This is a genomic window from Vibrio sp. 10N.261.51.C6, assembly GCF_041471785.1.
GTDB lineage: Bacteria > Pseudomonadota > Gammaproteobacteria > Enterobacterales > Vibrionaceae > Vibrio > Vibrio crassostreae_C.
Genome location: NZ_JBFRPB010000022.1, coordinates 55340 through 78570 on the forward strand (window position 1 = coordinate 55340; position 23231 = coordinate 78570).

Annotated in this window: 23 protein-coding genes; 10 read left to right on the forward strand and 13 right to left on the reverse strand. The window is 44.0% G+C overall.

Going from position 1 to position 23231, the window contains the following annotated elements; translation table 11 throughout:
- Positions 1-99: 99 nt before the first annotated feature.
- The 3 genes from AB4375_RS06520 to argR all read right to left on the reverse strand — a co-directional run bounded on the left by AB4375_RS06520 (position 100) and on the right by argR (position 4715).
- On the reverse strand, positions 100-2679 hold the full coding sequence (locus tag AB4375_RS06520; RefSeq protein WP_372051225.1) for a TRAP transporter permease: 2580 nt from the start codon (positions 2677-2679) through the stop codon (positions 100-102).
- A 254-nt stretch (positions 2680-2933) separates the two neighbouring features.
- The gene (locus AB4375_RS06525) at positions 2934-3902 is read right to left on the reverse strand and encodes a TAXI family TRAP transporter solute-binding subunit (RefSeq protein ID WP_017061374.1); all 969 of its coding nucleotides are present in this window, start codon (positions 3900-3902) and stop codon (positions 2934-2936) included.
- Positions 3903-4244: 342 nt separating this feature from the next.
- Positions 4245-4715 carry a transcriptional regulator ArgR gene (gene argR / locus AB4375_RS06530; RefSeq protein WP_004740827.1) on the reverse strand — a complete coding sequence of 157 codons (471 nt, stop codon included), beginning with the start codon at positions 4713-4715 and terminating at the stop codon, positions 4245-4247.
- 332 nt (positions 4716-5047) lie between these two features.
- Between argR and mdh the strand changes: the two genes are divergently transcribed.
- Both mdh and AB4375_RS06540 read left to right on the forward strand, forming a co-directional pair.
- The gene (mdh, locus tag AB4375_RS06535; RefSeq protein WP_009847834.1) at positions 5048-5983 is read left to right on the forward strand and encodes a malate dehydrogenase; all 936 of its coding nucleotides are present in this window, start codon (positions 5048-5050) and stop codon (positions 5981-5983) included.
- A gap of 124 nt (positions 5984-6107) precedes the next feature.
- The gene (locus AB4375_RS06540; RefSeq protein ID WP_372051226.1) at positions 6108-6299 is read left to right on the forward strand and encodes a hypothetical protein; all 192 of its coding nucleotides are present in this window, start codon (positions 6108-6110) and stop codon (positions 6297-6299) included.
- 103 nt (positions 6300-6402) lie between these two features.
- Here the strand turns inward: AB4375_RS06540 and ispB are convergent, their stop codons facing one another.
- Positions 6403-7374 carry an octaprenyl diphosphate synthase gene (gene ispB / locus AB4375_RS06545; RefSeq protein WP_017061376.1) on the reverse strand — a complete coding sequence of 324 codons (972 nt, stop codon included), beginning with the start codon at positions 7372-7374 and terminating at the stop codon, positions 6403-6405.
- Positions 7375-7642: 268 nt separating this feature from the next.
- Here ispB and rplU point away from each other — a divergent pair, with 268 nt between their 5' ends.
- From rplU to folA, 6 genes are all read left to right on the forward strand, one after another.
- Positions 7643-7954: a 50S ribosomal protein L21 gene (gene rplU / locus AB4375_RS06550; RefSeq protein ID WP_004740823.1), complete on the forward strand. Its 312-nt coding sequence runs from the start codon at positions 7643-7645 to the stop codon at positions 7952-7954.
- A 19-nt stretch (positions 7955-7973) separates the two neighbouring features.
- Complete coding sequence (gene rpmA, locus AB4375_RS06555; RefSeq protein ID WP_004735905.1) at positions 7974-8231, forward strand: 50S ribosomal protein L27; 258 nt, start codon at positions 7974-7976, stop codon at positions 8229-8231.
- Between the two features lie 323 nt (positions 8232-8554).
- Complete coding sequence (cgtA, locus tag AB4375_RS06560) at positions 8555-9727, forward strand: Obg family GTPase CgtA (RefSeq protein ID WP_017061377.1); 1173 nt, start codon at positions 8555-8557, stop codon at positions 9725-9727.
- Positions 9728-9891: 164 nt separating this feature from the next.
- Positions 9892-10659, forward strand: coding sequence for a threonine/serine exporter ThrE family protein (locus AB4375_RS06565; RefSeq protein ID WP_017061378.1), 768 nt, complete (start codon positions 9892-9894; stop codon positions 10657-10659).
- Positions 10659-11132 carry a threonine/serine exporter family protein gene (locus AB4375_RS06570; protein WP_017062945.1) on the forward strand — a complete coding sequence of 158 codons (474 nt, stop codon included), beginning with the start codon at positions 10659-10661 and terminating at the stop codon, positions 11130-11132. Before AB4375_RS06565 ends, AB4375_RS06570 begins: the two co-directional genes overlap by 1 nt.
- A gap of 71 nt (positions 11133-11203) precedes the next feature.
- Positions 11204-11734: a type 3 dihydrofolate reductase gene (gene folA / locus AB4375_RS06575; protein ID WP_372051227.1), complete on the forward strand. Its 531-nt coding sequence runs from the start codon at positions 11204-11206 to the stop codon at positions 11732-11734.
- 45 nt (positions 11735-11779) lie between these two features.
- Here folA and AB4375_RS06580 read toward each other — a convergent pair whose 3' ends face one another.
- The 6 genes from AB4375_RS06580 to lptD form a co-directional block, all read right to left on the reverse strand.
- Positions 11780-12592, reverse strand: coding sequence for a symmetrical bis(5'-nucleosyl)-tetraphosphatase (locus AB4375_RS06580; RefSeq protein WP_372051228.1), 813 nt, complete (start codon positions 12590-12592; stop codon positions 11780-11782).
- A 29-nt stretch (positions 12593-12621) separates the two neighbouring features.
- The gene (apaG, locus tag AB4375_RS06585; protein ID WP_372051229.1) at positions 12622-13002 is read right to left on the reverse strand and encodes a Co2+/Mg2+ efflux protein ApaG; all 381 of its coding nucleotides are present in this window, start codon (positions 13000-13002) and stop codon (positions 12622-12624) included.
- A gap of 88 nt (positions 13003-13090) precedes the next feature.
- Positions 13091-13906: a 16S rRNA (adenine(1518)-N(6)/adenine(1519)-N(6))-dimethyltransferase RsmA gene (rsmA, locus tag AB4375_RS06590; RefSeq protein ID WP_017062942.1), complete on the reverse strand. Its 816-nt coding sequence runs from the start codon at positions 13904-13906 to the stop codon at positions 13091-13093.
- Positions 13903-14895, reverse strand: a complete 993-nt coding sequence (gene pdxA / locus AB4375_RS06595) for a 4-hydroxythreonine-4-phosphate dehydrogenase PdxA (RefSeq protein ID WP_372051230.1) — start codon at positions 14893-14895, stop codon at positions 13903-13905. The genes rsmA and pdxA overlap by 4 nt, the downstream gene beginning before the upstream one ends.
- On the reverse strand, positions 14882-16180 hold the full coding sequence (gene surA, locus AB4375_RS06600; protein ID WP_136982213.1) for a peptidylprolyl isomerase SurA: 1299 nt from the start codon (positions 16178-16180) through the stop codon (positions 14882-14884). The genes pdxA and surA overlap by 14 nt, the downstream gene beginning before the upstream one ends.
- A gap of 43 nt (positions 16181-16223) precedes the next feature.
- Positions 16224-18560: an LPS assembly protein LptD gene (gene lptD, locus AB4375_RS06605; protein ID WP_032546258.1), complete on the reverse strand. Its 2337-nt coding sequence runs from the start codon at positions 18558-18560 to the stop codon at positions 16224-16226.
- A 149-nt stretch (positions 18561-18709) separates the two neighbouring features.
- Here lptD and djlA point away from each other — a divergent pair, with 149 nt between their 5' ends.
- Together djlA and AB4375_RS06615 are read left to right on the forward strand one after the other, a co-directional pair.
- Entirely contained in the window at positions 18710-19564 is an 855-nt protein-coding gene (gene djlA, locus AB4375_RS06610; protein WP_017061385.1) for a co-chaperone DjlA, read from the forward strand.
- 57 nt (positions 19565-19621) lie between these two features.
- Positions 19622-20167 carry a DUF924 family protein gene (locus AB4375_RS06615; protein WP_372051231.1) on the forward strand — a complete coding sequence of 182 codons (546 nt, stop codon included), beginning with the start codon at positions 19622-19624 and terminating at the stop codon, positions 20165-20167.
- Between the two features lie 95 nt (positions 20168-20262).
- Here AB4375_RS06615 and AB4375_RS06620 read toward each other — a convergent pair whose 3' ends face one another.
- From AB4375_RS06620 to leuC, 3 genes are all read right to left on the reverse strand, one after another.
- A complete protein-coding gene (locus AB4375_RS06620) occupies positions 20263-21045 on the reverse strand; it encodes a DUF547 domain-containing protein (RefSeq protein ID WP_017061387.1) in 783 nt (260 codons plus the stop codon).
- 156 nt (positions 21046-21201) lie between these two features.
- The gene (gene leuD / locus AB4375_RS06625) at positions 21202-21804 is read right to left on the reverse strand and encodes a 3-isopropylmalate dehydratase small subunit (RefSeq protein WP_017062937.1); all 603 of its coding nucleotides are present in this window, start codon (positions 21802-21804) and stop codon (positions 21202-21204) included.
- Positions 21805-21818: 14 nt separating this feature from the next.
- Positions 21819-23231: a 3-isopropylmalate dehydratase large subunit gene (gene leuC, locus AB4375_RS06630; protein ID WP_017062936.1), complete on the reverse strand. Its 1413-nt coding sequence runs from the start codon at positions 23229-23231 to the stop codon at positions 21819-21821.

The following is a 23231-nucleotide window of genomic DNA, read 5'->3' on the forward strand; positions in this document are numbered from 1 at the left end:
CGTCTCTTTTTAATCAGCGCTAAGCTTTCACTTAGCACTGTAATTATCCTTTCCATGTAATAAAGCCAAATAGCGCTAAGCACTACTCAGCCTTATCCATTACGCGCTAATCTCATCCTTACGAGCACGTCTTCTTTGGTTCATCGCTAAACCAATCAAAATGATCAGAGCTGGTAAGAATACCCACTCTTTCATTGGTCGATCTGCATCTTGGATAACGGATTTGATTTCCCAATCGAAATCAATACCAGCCGCTTCTGCTGGGCTACCGAACTCAACCATATCAACAATCATCTTGCCTTCTGATTCAGTCAGCATCAGACCCATAGAGGCAATACGATCTTCACTTGAGGTCGCAGAATCTTCAAACGGCAGGCGAACTGTCTTTTCAGAATAGTCACCTTCTAAGTTTTCGCCACCCACTCTAAGTTCAAGTGATTGTCCCACATCCAGCTTTTCCGTGATTTGAGCAATCTCAACTCCAGGTGAAAGAACTTTCTCTGGGTAAATCATGTCCCACCAGAAGCCAGGGCGGAAGAAAGTGAAGGTTAATGCAATAAGCAGCACCGTTTCCCACCACTTGTTCTTGGTGAACCACCAACCTTGTGTTGCAGCTGCGAAGATAAGTACCGCAGTCACAGATGAGAAAATCGTTAGTGCTAAGTGCCACCAAGAATCAATGCCCATCAGTAGTAGTTGAGTATTGAAGATGAACATGAAAGGTAGAATTGCGGTACGGATATCATAGGTGAAGCCTTGGATACCAGTACGAATCGGATCTGATTTCGCAATTGCCGCTGCTGCAAACGCCGCGAGACCTACCGGAGGTGTATCATCCGCAAGAATACCGAAGTAGAATACGAATAAGTGAACCGCAATCAATGGAATGATCAAGCCGTGCGCAGCGCCTAGGGTCACGATTACCGGAGCCATCAGCGTTGATACAACGATGTAGTTCGCCGTTGTTGGCAAGCCCATACCTAAGATCAAGCTGATTACTGCAGTGAATAGCAACATAAGAATGATGCTACCGCCTGAGATAAACTCAACGAAGTCCGTCATTACTAGACCGATACCCGTTAGAGTCACCACGCCTACAACCGTACCTGCAGCCGCTGTCGCGACACCGATACCAATCATGTTACGTGCGCCTGAAACCAAGCTCTCTGCGAGATCAACGAAGCCAGCTTTAGTTTGCTCTGCAAGATCGTCTGATTTGTTCATCAGAGTCATTAACGGACGCTGAGTGATCAGAATGAAGATCATGAACACGGTCGCCCAGAATGCCGACAGACCTGGAGAGAAACGCTCTACAGTCAGACACCAAACAAGTACTACGATAGGCAGTAGGAAGTGCAAACCAGATTTAATCGTTGGCCCCGGATCCGGAACTTCTTTTAGATCAGCATCGATTTCCATGCCGCCTTCAGCTGCGTATTTTGCAGATACGCGAACCAGAGCAACATAAGCGATCAATAGCGCCACAGTTACGATTGGTGTTGCCGCATCGCCAAATACATCTTTCGTCCAACCCACACCGTAGTAAACCGCGGCGCTGATGACACACAGACCTAAAATGGTACCCGTGAAAGACAGTAAGCTTTGTACGATAGTTGGTGTGTGGCGACGAGGTAGGCCAGTCATACCTGCTTTACATGCTTCTAGATGAACAATGTAAATCAGAGCGATGTAAGAGATCAGAGCGGGCAGTAGCGCGGCTTTGATTACTTCTACATACGAAATGCCCACATACTCAACCATCAAGAAGGCTGCTGCACCCATGATAGGTGGTGTTAATTGACCATTGGTTGAAGCCGCGACTTCTACCGCACCGGCTTTTGTGCCCGGGAAACCAACACGCTTCATTAGCGGGATAGTAAAGGTACCCGTGGTTACCACGTTCGCGATAGATGAACCTGATACCAAACCAGACAGACCTGATGCGACAACGGCTGCTTTCGCTGGGCCGCCTTTCATGTGACCAAGCAGTGAGAATGCAACTTTAATAAAGTAAGCACCGGCGCCAGCACGTTCTAGCATTGCACCAAACAGTACAAACAAGAATACGAATGACGTTGATACGCCAAGAGCGACACCGAATACACCTTCAGTTGTTAGCCACAGATGCGACATTGCCTTGTTCAGGCTCGCACCTTTGTGGGCAATAACGTCTGGCATGTGAGGGCCACCAAAGGTGTAAAGTAGGAATACTGCCGCCACAACCATAAGAGGTGGACCTAAAGCGCGTCGTGTTGCTTCAAGCAGTAGAACCATACCGAACACCGCTGCAACAATATCAAATGTTGTGGGAGCACCAGAACGACCGGCAAGTTCAGTGTAGAAAATATAGATATAAGAAGCTGAAAAACTACCTACAAGCGCTAATACCCAGTCGACTGCCGGGATATGGTCCCGCGGCGAGTTCTTCATAGCTGGATAAGCGGTAAATGCTAGGAAAATAGCAAAGGTAAGGTGAATTGCTCGAGCTTCGGTATCGTTTAAAATTCCGAAGTTAAAAATGAACGGCAGCGGAGATGCATACCAAAGTTGGAACAGTGACCAGCATAGAGGCACAAACCATAAAATACGGCCTTGGATACCGCGAGGGCTACGCGCACCAGTGTCTGATTGTGCCACCATTTCTTGCACATCTGGAGACGGTGATGTTGTCTGCGTCATGTACTTTATCCTTATTATTGATGGTCTGCCTTTCTTACGAACAACGAGACGTTATTTCTTTCCTATCTAGTGTAGTGAATGGATAGGGAAATGCGTTTTTTGCTCGTCTTTGTCTTAGGCTTGATACGAAGGTAAGTCCGCCAAATTGGAGAAACTTAAAGGGCTGTTCTTTTCACTTAAATTATTTTTATAAAACGTGAAAAGCCAATAAGGAGGGCTAGCCTCCTTATTGGTGTAGTAGGCTTAAAGTAGAGTTACTTTAGAAGGCCCACTTCTTTGTAGTATTTTGCTGCGCCTGGGTGAAGAGGGATAGAGATACCCGCTTTAACCATGTCTTCTTTTTTCAGGTTAGCAAATGCTGGGTGTAGGCGTTTGAAAGTGTCAAAGTTTTCAAATACTGCCTTAGCAACGTTGTATGCAACTTCTTCAGAAACGTCTGAAGTTGTTACCATAGTAGCTGCAACACCGAAGCTGTTTACGTCAGCGTCAGTACCACGGTACATACCAGCAGGAACTGTGCTGTAAGCGTAGTATGGGTTTTCAGCTACGATCTTGTCGATCTGTGGACCTGTTGCTGAAACCAGTTTTGCATCACAAGACGTTGTTGCTTCTTTGATTGATCCGTTCGGGTGACCAACCATGTAGATGAATGCATCAATCTTGTTATCACAAAGTGCTTGTGAACGCTCAGAACCTTTAAGTTCAGAAGCAAGCTTGAAGCTGTCGTTAGTCCAGCCCATAGCGTCCATTACAACACCCATCGTTGCACGGTCACCAGAACCTGGGTTACCAATGTTTACACGCTTACCTGCTAGGTCAGACACATTGTTGATGCCAGCATCAGTACGAGCGATGATGTTGAACGGTTCTGTATGTAGAGAGAACATCGCGCGAAGTTTCTTGTATTCGCCCTGATCTTTGAACTTACTTGTACCGTTGTAGCCGTGGTATTGCCAGTCCGATTGAACAACACCGAAATCTAGTTCACCAGCACGGATGGTGTTAACGTTGTAGATTGAACCACCAGTAGACTCTACAGAACAACGAATGTTGTGGTCTTTGCGGCCCTTGTTCACTAGCTTACAAATCGCACCACCAGTTGGGTAGTAAACACCCGTAACTGAACCAGTACCAATCGTGATGAACTCTTGAGCGTTAACAGCGCCAGCGCCCATTACAGCAGCTGCAATAGCACCAACTTTAATAAGTTTGGTAAATGCCATGAATTTCCCTTCCTTTATTCATTATTAACCCTGAAACAAGTGTAGTTGCCTCAGGAGTTTCCTATTTGGAAACGGCACCTTTTTCAATCCATGTGATGAAAAAGTGGCTGAATAATATCAAAAATTGGCAGAAAATTACTCGAATGTTAAAAGATATAGCTAAAAAATCTAACAAATGATGTCTTGATCTCGTGTTTGATTTGCTACTGAGTTTTTTAAAATCAATGGTTTAGTGTGATTTTGGAAGGGAGGTATGGATATTCTAGGATGTGATTTGGATCACGAAGCAAATAGATACTCGTGATCCATTAATAAGGCTGATAGTTATGAAACAGCGATCAATTATCCTGCGTATTCAAACAGTTCACACACTGAATCAAACAGTTGCTTAGTGGTAACCGATAACGTTGGGGTAATAAAGATAGTGTCATCACCCGCGACTACGCCCAGTATGCCTTCCGACTTACCTAGTGAGTCTAATAAACGAGCAATCAGCTGCGCCGCACCAGGACCTGTGTGTATCACCACCAATGCATTGTTGTGGTCAATATCTAGTACTAATTCTCTTAGAGAGCTAGAAACGGTCGGAACACCTAGCTCAGCAGGAAGACAGTAAACCATCTCCATTTTTGCGTTACGAGTTCGAACGGCACCAAATTTGGTTAACATACGCGAGACTTTAGACTGGTTGATGCTTTCAAAACCTTCGTGTTTTAGAGCATCAACAATTTCGCCTTGTGAGCCAAAACGTTCTTCTTTTAGTAAGGCTTTAAATGCACGAACTAAGTTGTCTTGCTTTTCTGTATTGCGCATATGTCATTCTTATTCATTAACAAAGATGTTTGCATATTCTCGCATACATATTCAATTTTAGCCAAAACATCCCTGTAATTTGTTAGTCATATCACTGTAAATATTTAATGGAATAATGTGTTATTTGCGACGACTTATTTTGTTATTTCAGTCGATTATCGCCATAATGCGAACTTGCTGTGTAGCACGGTTTTATTGACTTGCGCGAAGTCGCAAAGCTAGCGTTAATTGATTGTAATCACTTTGTGATTAATATAGTTTTTTAACTTAGATTTAGCTCAAGAATTACCCTACAAAGAATCTATAAGAGAAAGCTCTCAAGGAGAATAACAATGAAAGTAGCTGTTATTGGTGCCGCTGGTGGCATCGGTCAAGCCCTAGCCCTACTACTTAAGAACCGCCTACCTGCTGGTTCAGATCTTGCACTTTACGACATCGCTCCGGTAACACCGGGTGTTGCTGCCGATCTTAGCCATATCCCAACGCCTGTTTCGATCAAAGGTTACGCGGGTGAAGATCCAACACCAGCACTAGAAGGTGCGGATGTTGTACTTATTTCAGCGGGTGTTGCTCGTAAGCCTGGTATGGATCGTGCGGATCTTTTCAATGTGAACGCTGGCATTGTTAAGTCTCTTGCAGAGAAAATCGCAGTTACTTGTCCGACTGCTTGTGTTGGTATCATTACTAACCCAGTAAACACAACAGTGCCAATCGCGGCTGAAGTACTGAAGAAAGCGGGCGTTTACGACAAGCGTCGTCTATTCGGTATTACGACTCTTGATGTGATTCGTTCTGAAACGTTCGTTGCTGAACTGAAAGACAAAGATCCAGGCGACATCCGTGTTCCTGTTATCGGTGGTCACTCAGGCGTAACGATTCTTCCTCTACTTTCTCAAGTTGAAGGCGTAGAGTTCACTGATGAAGAAATTGCAGCGCTAACGACTCGCATCCAAAATGCAGGTACTGAAGTAGTAGAAGCTAAAGCTGGCGGCGGCAGTGCGACACTGTCTATGGGTCAAGCGGCTTGTCGTTTCGGTCTTGCACTAGTTAAAGCACTTCAAGGTGAAGAAAACGTGATTGAATGTGCATACGTTGAAGGTGAAGGCGAGCACGCTCCATTCTTCGCACAGCCAGTTAAACTAGGCAAAGAGGGCGCTGAAGCGATCCTTAGCTACGGTGAGCTAAGTGACTTCGAACGTAACGCTTTAGATAGCATGCTTGAAACGCTAAATGGTGACATCGAGATTGGTGTTGAATTCGCTAAATAAGCGAAACGCTATTTAACTCAGACTTAAGCTAATTAATAAGGGCCGGTCATTATGATCGGCTTTTTTGATCCTGAAGTTCAAGCTACTCGTATTTAGCTTTACAATTAATGTGAAGGTAAATGTTATGGCTACTGTTCAGAAGGGTATGAATGTCGAATATTTGGGGCACTTAGGAAAAGTATTGGTAATTGATGAGCAAGAGCAGTACGCGCTAGTAGAGACTTACAACGGGCATGATCAGTACGCGGTGCCAATGGAAGAGCTTGAAGAGATTGAAGCACAACTGCCGTTATCATTAGAAGCCAGTCGATATTGAATTTGGCTCACCTACAAATATTTGTTGAAAACCAAAAAAAAGAGCCCTGAGGCTCTTTTTGTTATTTATATAGAAGCTAGAAGCGAGTTGTCTATTAACCTGCTTACTTACTGCGTTTAACAGCTAAGTGTGCGAGCGTGGTTAGCGCTTGCTTATATTCTGAGTCAGGAAGTACAGAAAGCTCAGCGATGGCTTTATCGGCCTCTTCGTAGGCTTTATTTGTTGTGTACTCTAAAGAGCCTGTCTCTTTCATTACAGCCATAATATCGTCAAGACGTTCCATGCCGTTCGCTTTCTCAATCGCTTCACGAATCATGCTTGCTTGTTCAGGAGAGCCATTATGCATTGCGTAAAGTAGAGGCAGTGTTGGTTTGCCTTCGGCTAGATCGTCACCAACGTTTTTACCCATCTCTTTACCATCTGCAGTGTAATCCATCACATCGTCAATCAGTTGGAAAGCGGTGCCTAGGTATTTACCATAGTTCTGCATTGCTGTTTCGATCTCTGGTGATGACTCAGTAAGAATCGCACCGATTTGGGTCGCAGCTTCGAACAAACGAGCAGTCTTAGAGTAGATCACCTGCATGTAGCTTTCTTCTGTGGTGTCTGGGTTATTGCAGTTCATTAATTGTTGAACTTCACCCTCGGCAATCACGTTTACCGCTTCACTCATTAACTCAAGGATCTTTAAGGATCCTAGCGTTGTCATCATTTGGAATGAGCGTGTGTAGATAAAGTCACCCACCAAAACGCTAGCGGCATTACCAAAAGCGGCATTGGCCGTCGCTTTACCACGTCTCATGTCCGATTCGTCGACAACGTCGTCATGAAGCAGGGTTGCGGTGTGAATAAACTCGATAAAGGCTGCAGAGGTGATATGAGCTTCACCTTGGTAACCAAGTGCGCGGGCAGATAAAAGAGCAAGCAAAGGGCGTAGGCGCTTTCCACCACCGCTAACGATATAAAAACCAAGCTGGTTGATTAAACTTACGTCAGAATTAAGTTGGGCTTGAATTGTTTCATTCACTTTTGCCATATCATTGGCAGTAAGCGTTTGGATAGCTTTAAAATCCATTGTTCATCCGGCTGAAGTTAGACCCTGTAAGGCTTATACGTTGTATTCAATTGTTGAATAATACACTAAAAAACGTTGATTAATACATCGCTAAAGGGCATGATTGCCACACTTTTCTTTGGCGAACAGGTTTTCGCCAATTTTTTAAAAATATGACTTGTCATAGCGCCATGATTCCCGTAGAATCTGCGCCCTATTGATTAGTTTAGCGCACACCCGAGTTGTACAATTAACAACCATAGGCTGTGCGGAAAAAGCGGAGTAAAATATGTACGCTGTTTTCCAATCTGGTGGCAAACAACACCGAGTAAGCGAAGGTCAAACACTTCGTTTAGAGAAATTAGACGTTGAAACTGGTGCAACTGTTGAATTTGATAAAGTTCTTCTTGTTGCTAACGGCGAAGAAATCGCTGTTGGTGCACCTCTTGTTGAAGGTGGCAAGGTTACTGCAGAAGTAGTACAACACGGTCGTGGCGATAAAGTAAAAATCGTTAAGTTCCGTCGTCGTAAGCACTCGCGTAAGCAAGCTGGTCACCGTCAGTGGTTCACTGAAGTGAAAATCACTGGCATTAACGCTTAAGTATTAGGAGAGTTTAACAATGGCACATAAAAAAGCTGGCGGTTCTACTAATAACGGCCGCGATTCAGAAAGCAAACGTCTTGGTGTTAAGCGTTTTGGTGGTGAATCTGTTCTTGCAGGTAACATCATCGTTCGTCAACGTGGTACTAAGTTCCACGCTGGCACAAACGTTGGCATCGGTAAAGACCACACTCTTTTCGCTCTTACTGAAGGTAAAGTGAAATTTGCTGTTAAAGGTCCTAAAAACCGTAAGTTTGTAAGCATCGAAGCTGAGTAATTTAATCTTTAACTAGATTATTTTATTAGCTTTCAAGCTGAATTCAAAAGCCCTGCCGATTCGGCAGGGTTTTTTATTTATAGCAAGAATAAAAAAGCAGACGCTCTTGTTTTGGTTTTGAGAAGCCGTTTTATTTTTTGATAAACAGATTAGTTTTTAAGAAGCCGTTTGTTTTTAAGAAATAAGAAGCAAAGAACCTCTCCTTATTTGTTCCTTGGTTGCAGGTCGGCCTAGATCTTAGGTGATCGATCTAAACACGGATCTGCTAGAATTTATATCACTCCTTGATGAGTGGTAACGCAACGTAAGTGCGGAGTTAAAAAATGAAATTCGTTGATGAAGCGGTAGTAAAAATAGAAGCCGGTGATGGCGGTAATGGTACAGTTAGCTTTTGGCGCGAAAAATTCGTCGCTAAAGGTGGTCCTGATGGCGGCGACGGTGGTGACGGCGGTGATGTTTACATCCAAGCGGATGAGAACTTAAACACACTGATCGATTACCGTTTCCAACGTTTTTACAATGCAGAGCGTGGCGAGAATGGTCGCGGCGGTAACTGTACTGGTAAACGTGGTAAAGACATTACGCTGAAAGTACCAGTTGGTACGCGTGCAGTTGATATCCACACCAACGAAATCGTTGCTGAAGTTGCTGAACACGGCAAGAAAGTAATGGTTGGTAAAGGTGGTTGGCACGGTCTTGGTAACACACGTTTTAAATCGTCTGTTAACCGCGCTCCTCGTCAAAAGACAATGGGTACTAAAGGCGAAGTTCGTGAACTGCGTTTAGAGCTTCTTCTATTAGCTGACGTTGGTATGCTTGGCCTACCAAACGCAGGTAAATCTACTTTTATTCGTTCAGTATCTGCTGCGAAACCAAAAGTGGCTGATTACCCGTTCACTACTTTGATCCCAAGCTTGGGTGTGGTAAGTGTTGTCCCTGAAAAGAGCTTCGTTGTTGCCGATATCCCAGGACTAATCGAAGGCGCAGCTGATGGCGCTGGCCTTGGTATCCGATTCCTTAAGCACCTTGAGCGTTGTCGTGTTCTTCTGCATATGATCGACATTATGCCGATCGATCAATCTGATCCTATTCAGAATGCACTAACGATCATCGATGAGCTTGAGCAATACAGTGAAAAAGTTTCACAAAAACCTCGCTGGTTAGTGTTCAATAAAGTTGACCTAATGCCAGAAGACGAAGCAGACGAAAAGATTCAAGAAATCATCGATGCTTTGGGCTGGGAAGGCGAGTACTTCAAGATCTCTGCTGTGAATAAAATCGGCACCAAAGACCTTTGCTTCAAACTAGGTGAGTTTATGGAAAACCTACCTCGTGAAGTTGTAGAAGTTGAAGAAGAAGAAAAAGTAGACTTTATGTGGGATGACTACCATAAAGATGCGATGAGCGGTAAGAATGTCGTTACTGAAGATGACGACGATTGGGACGATTGGGATGACGAAGAGGATGACGGCCATGTTATCTATGTTCGTGACTAATCCTCTTAGTTTCTCATAACGCATCGGTCGCTTCTTACAAGTACACTGATAGTTTTATTAAACCGCAATGAAAATTGCGGTTTTTTTGTATCTAAATCATGACGTCTTACTGTTTTTTATGCAAAATTTATCTTTAGATAATTAACGCCTATGGGAAGGAAATCATGGCATCAAAGCAAAGAGCGATCTCAAGACTCGTCGCTCAATCAGGACAAATGTTATTGGCGCACGGGGCAGAGAGCACACTGGTCGGCGATATCATGCGTCGCATCGGTATTGCTTGTGGGGTGAATGAGGTTGAAGTCGCACTGTCAGCCAATGCGCTTGTTGTAACTACCGTAATGGATGATCACTGTATTACCACTACTCGAAGTTGTGCTGATCGTGGCATTAACATGCAGGTTATCACCGACATTCAACGCATTTGCATCATGATGGAGAAGGGAATTCTCGATTATGATTTGGCGTATAAAAAGATTCAAAACATCAGCCCCGAGCGCTACAACCGTTGGTTAGTGGTTGTGATGATAGGGTTGTCGTGCGCCTCTTTTAGCCACCTTGCGGGCGGAGACTGGCAAGTCTTCATGATGACTTTTATTGCTTCAGCTTGCGGTATGATCGTCAGGCAAGAGATTGGGCACCGCCATTTCAATCCGCTATTAAACTTTGCTATCACAGCATTCGTTACCACGACCATTTCAGCTCAAGCCGTACTTTACAATATTGGCGGCCAACCCACGATCGTGATGGCTTCATCTGTATTAATGTTAGTACCTGGTTTTCCTCTGATTAACTCCGTCGCTGATATGCTTAAAGGCCATATTAATATGGGGTTAGCGCGCTTTACCATGGCCAGCTTATTAACTCTGGCGACGAGCTTGGGCATTGTCGCGGCGATGAGTCTATCAGATGTTTGGGGGTGGGCAAGCTAATGAGTATTTTCGAACTGTTTTTAGGTCTGCTCAACGATATGTTTTTCGCCGCTATTCCTGCGGTTGGGTTTGCATTGGTGTTTAACGTTCCGCAACGTGCTTTAATTTATTGTGCACTCGGTGGTTCTATCGGTCATGGTAGCCGGTATCTGATGATGCACTTTGGTATTCCCATCGAATGGGCGACGTTCTTCGCCGCAACCGTGGTTGGTATGATAGGGGTTCATTGGTCACATAAACTGTTAGCACATCCGAAGGTGTTTACGGTTGCAGCGCTAATTCCTATGGTGCCAGGTGTGTTTGCCTTCAAGGCGATGATTGCGATGGTGGAGATTAACAGGGCAGGCTACACGCCTGAGTTGTTGGCAATGTTGATGGAGAACTTTTTAAAATCGATGTTCATTATCGCTGGACTGGCGGTTGGCTTGGCGGTGCCTGGGCTACTCTTTTATAGAAGAAGACCGATAGTATAATCGCATAATGATTTACCCTATGAGGGAAATCGGTATAATCTGTGTCTCAGAAATTACAGAGGTATAGAGTTGTGAAAATTAGCTTAATTGCAGCTATGGCTCATGGTGGGAAAATTGACAAGGAAAATGGTTTTTATTTACCTGAAGCTGGTGACAGAATTATTGGTAAAGAGAATGCCATGCCATGGCACTTACCTGCTGATTTTGCTTGGTTTAAAAAACACACTCTAGGAAAACCAGTAATTATGGGGCGTAGAACTTATGATTCTATAGGTCGCCCTCTTCCTGGAAGACAGAATATAGTTATAAGTCGTGATCCTGAGTTATCCATCGATGGGGTAACGACAGTTACATCTACAGAGGAAGCTCTAAAAGCTGTTGGAGACGTTGAAGAGGTAATGGTTATAGGTGGCGGTTCTATATATGAATCTTACCTTCCTATAGCAAATAAACTATATCTAACATTTATTGAAGCGGAAATTGAAGGTGATACTCGCTTTCCTAGCTGGGGAAGTGAAGGTTGGACTTGTGAGTATGATGAATATTACACTCATGATGCTAAGAACCGATTTGATATGCACTTTGTTATATTAGAGCGATAATTTTTAGTAGGGCTTGATTTATTGAAATATAAAACAGGCCCTATATTAAACTATAGTTAGAGCTTTCTGAGTGAAAAACTGTTTATCTTCCCAGCGAAGAATTGTCAATTCACCTCCCCAGACGCATCCAGTATCAAGTCCAATTACGTCTTTTCCGTTATAGCCTTCAAGCGCAGCCCAGTGTCCAAAAACAACGGTTTTATCGAGCTTTATGCGTTGCGGAAGGTCAAACCATGGCACTAATGGTTCATCGGTAATCTCATTCGGTGGTAGCTTACATGCCATGTCGAGACGGCCATCTTCAAAACAGAAACGCATTCTTGTCAGGCTATTGATCGCATAGCGATAGCGCTCAATATCATGTAAATCCTGATGCCATAAATCAGGCGCGTTGCTGTACATGTTTTCGATTAGCCATTGCCATTTATCGGACTTTAACAAGGATACGATCTCTCGATTTTCAACACGTGCTCTTTCTAGATTCCACTGCGGTGAGATACCCGCATGGCACATCACGAACTCTGGGTGTTCTTGAAGCAAAGGCTGTTGTCTTAACCATTCGATTAGCAGTTCACGATCTTCAGCATCAAGAATCGCTTGAGTCTTATCTTTTGGTTTCGCTGGAAATAGCCCTAAGGACACCGCCAGAAGATGTAAGTCGTGGTTGCCTAATACAACCTTAGCTGCGTCACCAAGGTTACGAATAAAGCGTAACGTCTCCAATGATTTAGGGCCTCGAGCAACTAAGTCTCCAGCGACCCATAAAGTATCTTGGTGTTTATCAAAGTTGATGGTTTCAAGCAGTAATTGAAGTTCGTCGAAGCACCCTTGGATGTCTCCGACAATATAATTCGACACAATAATTTCCTATAGATACGGATGTACGGCTAATTAAGAATATTAGGGATTGCGAGTCTGAATGGGTCAACTTCGGTAATAAAATCAATGCCCTTGTTATCGGTCATCACATAGTGACCTTGCATAACGCCAACAGGGGTTTCGATGACCGTACCACTTGTGTAGGTGTACTCGTCGTTGGCTTCAATCACGGGTTGTTGACCAACTACACCATCACCCTCAATGGTGAGCTGCTTGCCGTTAGAGTCTGTAATTAACCAGCGGCGAGACATAAGTTGCACCGTTGTTTTACTTAGATTTTTGATGGTAATAATGTAGGCGAAGACATAACGATTCTTCGTTGGCTCAGATTGTTCTTCTATGTACTTAGAGTGAACCTGGCATCTGATACAAGGCGTAGATATATCCATATTCGCACCTTTTGTTGTTGATATACTTAATGTAATTAAAGTATTACATAAAAAAGGCTCCTAACCGAAGTGTAGGAGCCTTTTTTATTTATTTGTCAGCGTTATGACTGTCGTACAACCAGTTTGCCATGTCGACAAACTGCTCGAGCGTTAAGTTCTCAGGACGCATGCTTGGGTTGATACCTAGCTCTTCAAGCACTTCCTTATCGATTAAGCTCTTGTAGCAGTTACGAACTGTTTTACGACGTTGGTTAAAGCCTTCACGACAGACGCGATCTAGCCATTTCAGATCTTTTGCCGGATAAGGCAGCACTTCGTATGGCTGTAGGCGCACGACTGCTGAGTCTACTTTCGGTGGCGGAACGAAGGCCGTTGGTGGAACTTCTAACACAGGCGTTACTTTACAGTAGTATTGAGCCATTACAGTAAGACGACCGTAAGCTTTACTGCCAGGGCCAGCAGCTAGACGGTTAACCACTTCTTTTTGAAGCATAAAGTGCATGTCTTGCACGTCTTTATGGAATTCAAAAAGGTGGAACATCAATGGTGTAGAGATGTTATATGGCAAGTTACCAAAGATGCGTAGCTTATTGTTTGGCTTAACCAGTTCTTGGAAATCGAACTTCATCGCATCGCCTTCACGGATCGTTAGCTTGTCCGCAAGATCTGGATGGTTACGAAGACGTTCTGCAAGGTCTCTATCCAATTCGATAACAGTAAATTTATCGACAAGCTTACCCACAGGCTCAGTAATTGCGCCTAAACCAGGACCGATCTCTACCAAGTTTTGACCTGGTAGTGGGTTAATACTCGATACGATGCCATCAATAATGTATGGATCGTTAAGGAAGTTTTGACCAAAACGTTTACGCGCTTTGTGCCCTAAGTGGACATCATTTCTCATTGCTTTTTCTCTACTAATTCAATGGCGTGCGTGAGCGCTGTTCTAAAGCTCCCTGTATCGGCTTGGCCTTTCCCTGCCAAGTCTAAGGCGGTACCGTGGTCGACTGATGTGCGAATAAACGGTAAGCCAAGCGTGATGTTCACTGAGCGACCAAACCCTTTGTATTTCAATACCGGGAGTACTTGGTCGTGATACATACCTAAAACAGCATCTGCATCTTGCAAATATTTTTCATTAAAGATGGTGTCTGCTGGCAATGGGCCAACTAAATTGATGCCATCTTTTTGGCGAATTTTTTCTAGCGTCGGGGTGATAGTTTCAATCTCTTCACGCCCTAAACAACCATCTTCACCAGCATGTGGATTCAAGCCACACACATAGATAGTTGGTTTCTCAATAGCAAATTTTTCAACCAAGTCTTTATTTAGAATAGCAATAATTTGCTCTAATCTGTCTTCGGTCACAGCTTGAGATACATAAGCTAGTGGGATGTGCGTTGTTACTAGCGCAACACGCAGCCCTTCAGTTGCCAACATCATCACCACCAGTGGTGTATTGGACTTCTCTGCAAAGAACTCGGTATGGCCGCTAAAAGCAACGCCAGCTCGGTTAATTACACCCTTGTGAACGGGGCCGGTGACAATAGCATCAAATTCATCATTCATACAGCCAATTGCTGCGGTTTCTAAAGTATTTAATACGTAATGACCATTAGCCTCATTGAGTTGACCTGCAACTGCCGTTTTAGCAAGTGGAACGTGTTTCACTACCAGTGTGCCAGCGCGTTGCGGTTGATTAGCTGCATTTGCATCGTAGTCCAGAAGATCGACTTCGATACCAAGAATTTTAGCTCGCTCGGATAGCAGTGTTTTATCAGCACAAACCACGAGTTGATGAGGCCAACTTTCTTGAGATAGAGCCAAAGTTAAATCTGGGCCTATCCCTGCTGGTTCACCTGCGGTTATGACAATACGTTTAGTTGTTGTCATCTTGGTCGTCCTCAACCATCTCAACAAAGGCACTTGCTCTTACTTCTTGTAGCCAAGCACCAGCTTCTTCGTTGAATTTACGGTTAAATAGAATTTGGTAAGCTTTGTTTTTCAAAGCTGAATCGGTACGGTCGACTTCGCGACGGTCTAGTACTTCAACAATGTGCCAACCGTGTACGGTTTTGAATGGCGCACTGATTTTGCCTTCTGGTAGCGTTTCTACTTGGTGTTTGAATTCTGGTACATACAAATCTGGTGTTTGGTAGCCTAGCTCACCATCTTGTACTGCAGAACCTGGATCTTGGCTGTATTGCTGTGCAAGGTCGCCAAAGCTCGCTTCACCTGCGTTTACGCGGCGCGTGATCTTTTCAAGTTGTTCTTTCGCGCCATCGTCACTCAAGATTACGGTTGGCTTAATCAAGATATGACGAGCATTCACTTCCGTTACTGCTACGGTTTCTAAGCCTTTCACATCTTCAATTTTTAGAATGTGGAAACCTACACCGCTACGGAAAGGACCGATGATGCTGCCTTTATTTTGCATTTTGATCTGGTCAGCAAAAATGGTTGGCATTTCTTCTTTACGCATCCAACCCCAATCACCACCTTGCAGCGCTTTAGGACCCTTAGAGTAAGTATATGCCATGGTGCTGAAATCTTTGCCTGAGTTCAGTTCTTCGACAAGTTCTTTAGCTTGGGCTTCTAGCTCTTCTTTGGTTTGGTCATCATTGAAGCGAAGTTGAATGTGTCCAATCTTGTATTGAACGGTTGCGTTAGTCTCTTGCGCTAAGATATCCGCTAGGTTATCGACCTCTGCAGGAAGGATGTTAATACGACGGCGAACTAGAGCATTGCGAGCCTCACTTGCCGCAATTTCTTTTCTTACTTGCTCTCGAAATGCATTGTAGCTAAGGCCTTCTTCAGCAACCGATGCGGTAAGTTGTTCTACCGTTTGGTTGTTGTCTTTAGCGATACCTTCAATTGCTTGATCAAGTCGAGCATCATCAATACGAACACCGATACGTTCTGCTTCTTGAGTTTGAATAGTATCGATGATCAGTTTTTCTAGTACTTGCTCATTGAGCACATCTTGCGATGGCAATGTTTGCCCGCTTTTCTTAGCGTTTGCGCGCAGCGTCTTCATCGAGGCATCGATGTCGCTTTGTAAGATAACGCCTTCGTTAACGATAACTTTTACGCTGTCTAGCTCGACTGGCGCTGCAAAGCTTGTTGATAAAGTACAAGTCGCTGCGATAGCAATTAATGTGCGTTTCCACAATGTCATGTGTAATCCTTTAAATTTACTGACGTTTTATCAATAAAGAAAATTAGTTGTTTAAGAAGAATGGGCGACCATAGCTTAGAGAGTTGTCAGAGCTGCTATCCCCAACGGCTCCAGAGTCAGAACCAATGTTGGTACCAAAGCCTACAATACCGAAGTTAACGCTGAAGTTATTTTCATATTCAGGCGTAGTATTTGGATTACTAATGTTGTTTGTCAAACGGTTACTATAAGTAAAGCCGATGTACCAACAATCCGATTTGTAGTTTAAACGAGCTAACCACTCTAGATCTTCTTGTGTGGTTAAGTCATAGAAATATTGAGCACTGGTATTCCACTTTGGCGAAATTTGGTAGGCTCCGAGTAGACCTGCTTGTGAGATACCATCCCTCGTAATTGATGATACGTCAAAATCTACAGTTTCATTTATGTACTCTTCTGTTACATAGCGGTAGTTGGTTTGTATGTAACCGCCTGCGAAGCGATATTCTAATGTGCTGTTGGCAAGTTGCATCGCAGTGGAATCGATGTCGTATTGCACGCCACCATGGTAGAACAGATAGTCATCATAGTTGAAATCCATTTCAATAGCCCAAGACGAATAATTAGTTTTCTTATTAGAGTCGTCGTTGTCTAAAGTCTGTTTTGTATCTTTATCGATATAAAAAATCTGACCAAAAGAAATATTCAAACGCTCTTTATACTCATCATCGAAGAAACGAGACGATGCACCATAACTAATTTGATTCGCAGATGCGATACGGTCTACACCACTGTATTTACGGCTTCTAAATAGGCCGTAGTAATCGGTTTGTAACAGCGTAGTATCATAAAGACCAATATCGCTTTGATCTTCTTCTGGCACGTAAAGATACTGGACTTGCGGTTCGAGTGTTTGAGTATAGTTGCCAACAATAGTGGTGTCGCGTTCTAGGACGATACCTGCGTGGCTTCTAAACTCTGGAATAACTCGGCTTACCGATTCTTCTAAGCCTTCATAATCAGAACCCGCACCTGTATCAACGCCGTCAAGGTCTTGTTGATAGTAAGTACCAAGTAGTCGAGCTTCTGTTGTCCATGTGCCCCAAGTATTGCCTAGAGGGATGGTGATACCAGGCTCAACATGAACACGAGTCGCAGAAGGTTTACCTGAAGCGTCGGTATCAAAGAGTGAAACATGACTGATCATGTCGAAGTCTAAATACTCCATCACCTCAGGAGCATAGTAATTGTACTCGAGTTGTGGCATCAGACGATAAGGTAGATTGTTGCTCGTAGTAAGAACTTGGAAATCTCGTACAAGTACAGACGCATCCCAGTTTTGAGAACGGTAGGTAGCTTTTCCTTCTTGTAATAGTTGGCCATCTTCACGATTACCAATACTACTTCCACTAACGTCTGTGAAATAGTCGATATCACTGACTTTCGAGTAGTCGACTTCAAACAACCACGATTGCTGGAATATACCTGAGTGCTGTAGCTGAGCGCCCCAACGATCACCTTTGTCTTCGAACTTTTTGTCATCGGGGAGGTACTCTGACTCAATGCTACCTGAACCAAAATCAGTTAAGTAACGGAATTTACTATTAAGTTGAGTGCCACGTTCTTGCATGTACTTGAAGGTGGTTTCCAAGTCGTAGTTTGGTGCTAAGTTCCAATAAACTGGGATTTCAGCTTCAAAACCATCGCTTGAACCGTATGAAACTGTTGGGTATAAGAAGCCGGTTTTACGAGTATCACCAATAGGAACAGTTAAGTACGGTAGGTAAAACACCGGAACACTTTGAATTTCAAAACGTGGATTATAAAAAGTGGCTTGTTCTTCGTCTTGGTCGACACTGATGCTCGATGCTCTTAGGCGCCAAGCATTATCGCCGATAGGGCAAGAGGTAATGGAGCCATCTTCAATCTCATAAACCGCTTTACCTGTTTTTGCTATATAAACAGCATCTCCGCGACCGGGCTCGCAAAGGAATTCGTAATCGGTGTTCTCAAGCGTCATTTCATCTGTAGTCAGATTATTGGTCGCTCTGTCTGAGATAGATTTGATTTGACCATCACTAAAGTTTACGTTGCCTTCAGCTACAACGATATTTTCTTGTTGGTGCAGGGTTACGTTATCGGCAACGATGGTCTTGTTCCCTTGCGTAACGACTACGTCACCTGAATATATTGCCTTGTCACCATTGATAGCTTCTAAGCGATCTGACTCAACATGAGCGGGTAGCTGTGTCTCGTTTTCTGCAGCGGGCTCGATCAAGCATTGATCTATAGAGGGCATTTCCTGCACACTACTATCGGTGATTGTTTCAGCTTGAGTTGTCGACACGTATAACGCCGTACTTATAGACGCGGCTAACAAGGTGCGGGAAAAAGATTGCATGAAGTTGAACTATCCTGTGTCACTAGATGAAGGGTTGATCTAGTATCAATCCAATTAATAAAGCATTTTCCTTATGATAAAGGAAATAATAGCATTCAGCATCATCAGACAGCATTACTCAGATAAAATTCATAGATAGAGAACACATAATGCAAATATTTGGCAAAATTTTGGGCGCGTTTTTTGGCTTTTTATTTGGAGGGCCACTCGGTTTAGTTTTTGGTCTGTTTTTAGGACACCAATTCGATAAAGCTCGCGGATTGAACCAATCAGGCTTCAATAGCTCTGGTTTTGGTCGAGGTCCAAGCCAAGCAGAAAGACAGAACGAGTTTTTTAAATCCGCTTTTGCGGTTATGGGGCACGTTGCTAAAGCGAAAGGGCAGGTAACGCCAGAAGAGATTCAACTCGCTTCTACCATGATGGAGCGTATGAACCTGCATGGCGAACAGCGTAAAGCAGCGCAAGATGCATTCCGTGACGGCAAAGAGAGCGACTTCCCTCTGAACGACGTACTTGAGCGAGTTAAAATCTCATCGGGTGGTCGTTTTGATCTTCTGCAGTTCTTTCTAGAGCTTCAGGTATCTGCCGCATTTGCGGATGGAAGTTTGCACCCGAGTGAACGTCAAGTTCTGCATAAAATAGCGCAAGGGCTTGGGTTTTCGGCAGCACAACTAGAACGCCGCTTGCAGATGCAAGAAGCTGCGTTCCGTTTCCAACAGCAAGGTGGAAGCTTTGGTGGCCATCAGGGTCATGGGCAATCATCAGGTTGGCAACAGGCTTCGCAACAGAACCAACTTGGCGACGCATATAAGGTTCTTGGTGTGAGTGAAAGTGCTGACGGTAAAGAGGTGAAGAAAGCCTACCGCAAGCTGATGAATGAACATCACCCAGATAAACTGATGGCGAAGGGCTTACCGCCTGAGATGATGAATGTTGCGAAAGAGAAATCGCAAGAAATTCAGAATGCTTATGACCTGATAAAGAAAGTAAAAGGTTTTAAGTAATTGAACACTAAACCGAGTAATAACAAAGTTACTCGGTTTTTTATTAAAGGGAATTATATGACGGTAACGTATCAGGATGTTCTAGAGTTTTGGTTCGATGAGTTGACGCCTAAAGATTGGTTTACTGGCGGCGCCGAGATTGACACTTTGATAGAGTCTCGATTTTCTGAATTGCATAAAGCAGCCATTCAAGGCGAGCTATTTGAGTGGCGCCAAACTGCGCAAGGACGATTGGCTGAGATTATCGTACTTGATCAGTTTTCTCGAAATATTGGTAGAAAAAGTCCGACAGCATTTTCTGCTGAACCGATGGCGTTGGCTCTAGCCCAAGAGGCGGTAGCGGGTGGTTTTGATCACCAGCTTAACGAGCAACAGAAAAGCTTCCTGTATATGCCTTATATGCACAGTGAATCTTTGTTAGTCCATGAACAAGCCGTGGAACTCTTTTCTCAAACGGGATTAGAGCATAATCTGGACTTTGAGTTTAAGCACAAGGTTATCATTGAGCGATTTGGTCGCTATCCGCACCGTAATGAGGTGTTAGGGCGAGCTTCGACTCCCGAAGAGATTGAGTTCTTGCAGCAACCGGGCTCAAGCTTTTAATTGTAGAAATACGGTCAAAGAATTGAGAAGAGGCTAGAGGTTAATAAAAACCTCTCGCCTCTTTTTTACTTTAGTGATCAACTTTAGCCTTAGAGCTAGTTTGCTTGGTTGAGCGACCAATCGTATTCATAACTGATGTTTTGAGTATTGGTTACTGCTTCAATTCGATATTGTTCTAAGTGCTGAATAAGCTGTTTCTTCGTACCAAAATCCACAGCAAACCATTCGTAAATCGATGATAGTTGAAGCTTATTGTTTGTAACCATCACGCCTTTGTCACTGCTTACAAACTCAGTTGCAGCTTGCTCTAGCAAGGCTTCAGTATTTTTAGAGGTAAAAGCGTCAGGTTGTAAGTTAGGGCAACCTAGGCTGGCACAGTTCACTGCATAATGCGTGCGAGGATCTTGCCAAATTGGTCTTAGGATTCGGTGTTCAATGTCATTGAGTGTCAGTGATTTCCCATTAACGACTACCACATCATCTCCCCACGGACCGAAACTAAATAGTCCGCCAAGTTTAGTTATGGATTTGATCGGGTAGGCATCAAGAATCAAATCGACAGTCACGGCGTTATATAGATTAACCCAGTAGGCATACTGCTCCGCTTTTGAATAGTTGAGCGGATTCACCTGTTCGAGTTGCTTGATGTATTGCTTAAGTTTGGTCTTATCGGCAGTGTTCACCGCTTTATAGCTAACTAACGTATTTTGCCCCTGTTTAACCAAGTAGCTATCGAGGAATTGCTGCCAATCTTGATGAGATACCTGTTCTAGGTTGGTTTCGTCGCTTTGCTTCCAGTATGGCCAAAGATCGGATTTAGGCGCAGACCAAGCTAAGGTTGAGAAAAGTAGGCTGACAATAAAAAGTAGTTGTTTCATGGCATTCTCCTGATGACTGACTACTAAGACCTTAAGGCTTACCATTTTCTTTCATTGCTCTTCATTTAAATAAACATATGAAGTTAAGTTAAAAGCTTAGCCAAATAAAAAAGGTTGGCACTTGGCCAACCTTTAGATTTATTCAGAAACGTCTCATTATTTTAGGAAGCTAGGAATCTTAGCTTCAAACTCTGAGATCTTATCGGCATGTTGAAGTGTAAGGCCGATATTATCTAAACCATTCAGTAAGCAGTGACGACGGAACTCATCAATTTCAAACGAGTACTCTTTGCCGTTCGCGCTGACTTTCATTGCTTCTAGATCAACCGTAATTTCTGCACCTTCATTCGCTTCAACGAATTGGAATAGCTCATCCACTTCTTGCTCAGTCAATCGAACTGGCACCATTTGGTTGTTGATCGAGTTACCGTAGAAAATGTCGGCAAAGCTTGGTGCGATCATTACTTGGATACCGTAATCGGCAAGCGCCCACGGTGCGTGTTCACGAGATGAACCACAACCGAAGTTTTCACGAGCTAAAAGAATTGAAGCGCCTTGGTAGCGAGCTTCGTTCATTACAAAATCAGGGTTTGGCTGTTGGCCTGCATCGTCTAGGAAGCGCCAATCGTGGAACAAGTGCTTACCAAAACCGATGCGGTTTACTTTCTGTAGAAACTGCTTTGGAATGATCGCATCAGTATCGATGTTGGCCGTATCTAGAGGAACGACTAATCCGGTGTGTTGTTGAAAACCTGACATGTTAAATCCTCTAATTAAAGTTCACGAATATCGACAAAGTGACCAGCGATAGCCGCTGCGGCTGCCATTGCTGGGCTAACTAGGTGCGTACGACCATCACGGCCTTGGCGACCTTCAAAGTTACGGTTTGATGTAGAAGCACAGCGCTCTTGTGGACCTAGACGGTCGTTGTTCATCGCAAGACACATAGAGCAACCCGGTAAACGCCATTCAAAGCCTGCTTCGATGAAGATCTTATCTAGGCCTTCAGCCTCAGCTTGTGCTTTAACTTGCTCTGAACCCGGAACGATAAGCGCTTGAACATGTTTCGCTACTTGACGGCCTTTCGCTACCGCTGCTGCTGCACGCATGTCTTCGATACGAGAGTTAGTACAAGAACCCACGAACACTTTATCTACGTTGTAATCAGATAGAGATTTACCGGCTTCAAGACCCATGTAAGCCAGCGCTTTTTCAGCTGATGCTTTTTCTACAGGGTCTGCGAAGCTTTCTGGTGCAGGGATTGGTGTGTCTACTGAGATAACCTGACCTGGGTTGGTACCCCAAGTGACTTGTGGTTTGATGTCTGCCGCTTCTAATGTAACAACTGCATCGAATTCTGCATCAGCATCGGTTTTTAACGTATCCCAGTATTCGATTGCTGCTTCTAGGTCTTCGCCTTCTGGAGAGAACTTACGACCTTTGATGTACTCGTATGTCGTTGCATCTGGAGCGATTAAGCCTGCTTTAGCGCCAAGCTCGATTGCCATGTTACATACTGTCATACGACCTTCCATCGTAAGGTCGGTAATTGCCTCACCACAGAATTCAACTACGTAGCCAGTACCGCCAGCAGCCGTTGTTTTACCGATGATCGCTAGCACGATGTCTTTTGCAGTGATGCCAGGAGTAACCTTGCCTTTTACTTCGATCTTCATGGTTTTAGCGCGAGCTTGTTTTAGCGTTTGCGTAGCTAGAACGTGTTCCACTTCTGAAGTACCGATACCAAATGCTAGTGAACCAAATGCACCGTGTGTAGCCGTGTGCGAGTCACCACATACGATGGTCATGCCCGGTAGCGTAATACCTAGCTCAGGACCCATTACGTGCACAATACCTTGGTATTTGTGGTTTAGATCGTAAAGCGTGACACCAAACTCTTCACAGTTCTTCGATAGCGTTTCCATTTGGATACGAGCCATCTCACCAGAAGCGTTGATGTCTTTAGTTTGTGTCGATACGTTGTGATCCATGGTCGCAAAAGTTTTGCCTACTTGGCGAACTTTACGGCCTTTTTCACGCAGGCCATCAAAGGCTTGAGGTGACGTTACTTCGTGGACTAAGTGACGATCGATATAAAGAATTGGTGTTTCGCCCTTCGCTGCAACCGCAACGTGAGCGTCATAAACTTTTTCGTATAAGGTTTTTGCGTGCTGGTTTGTCGACAT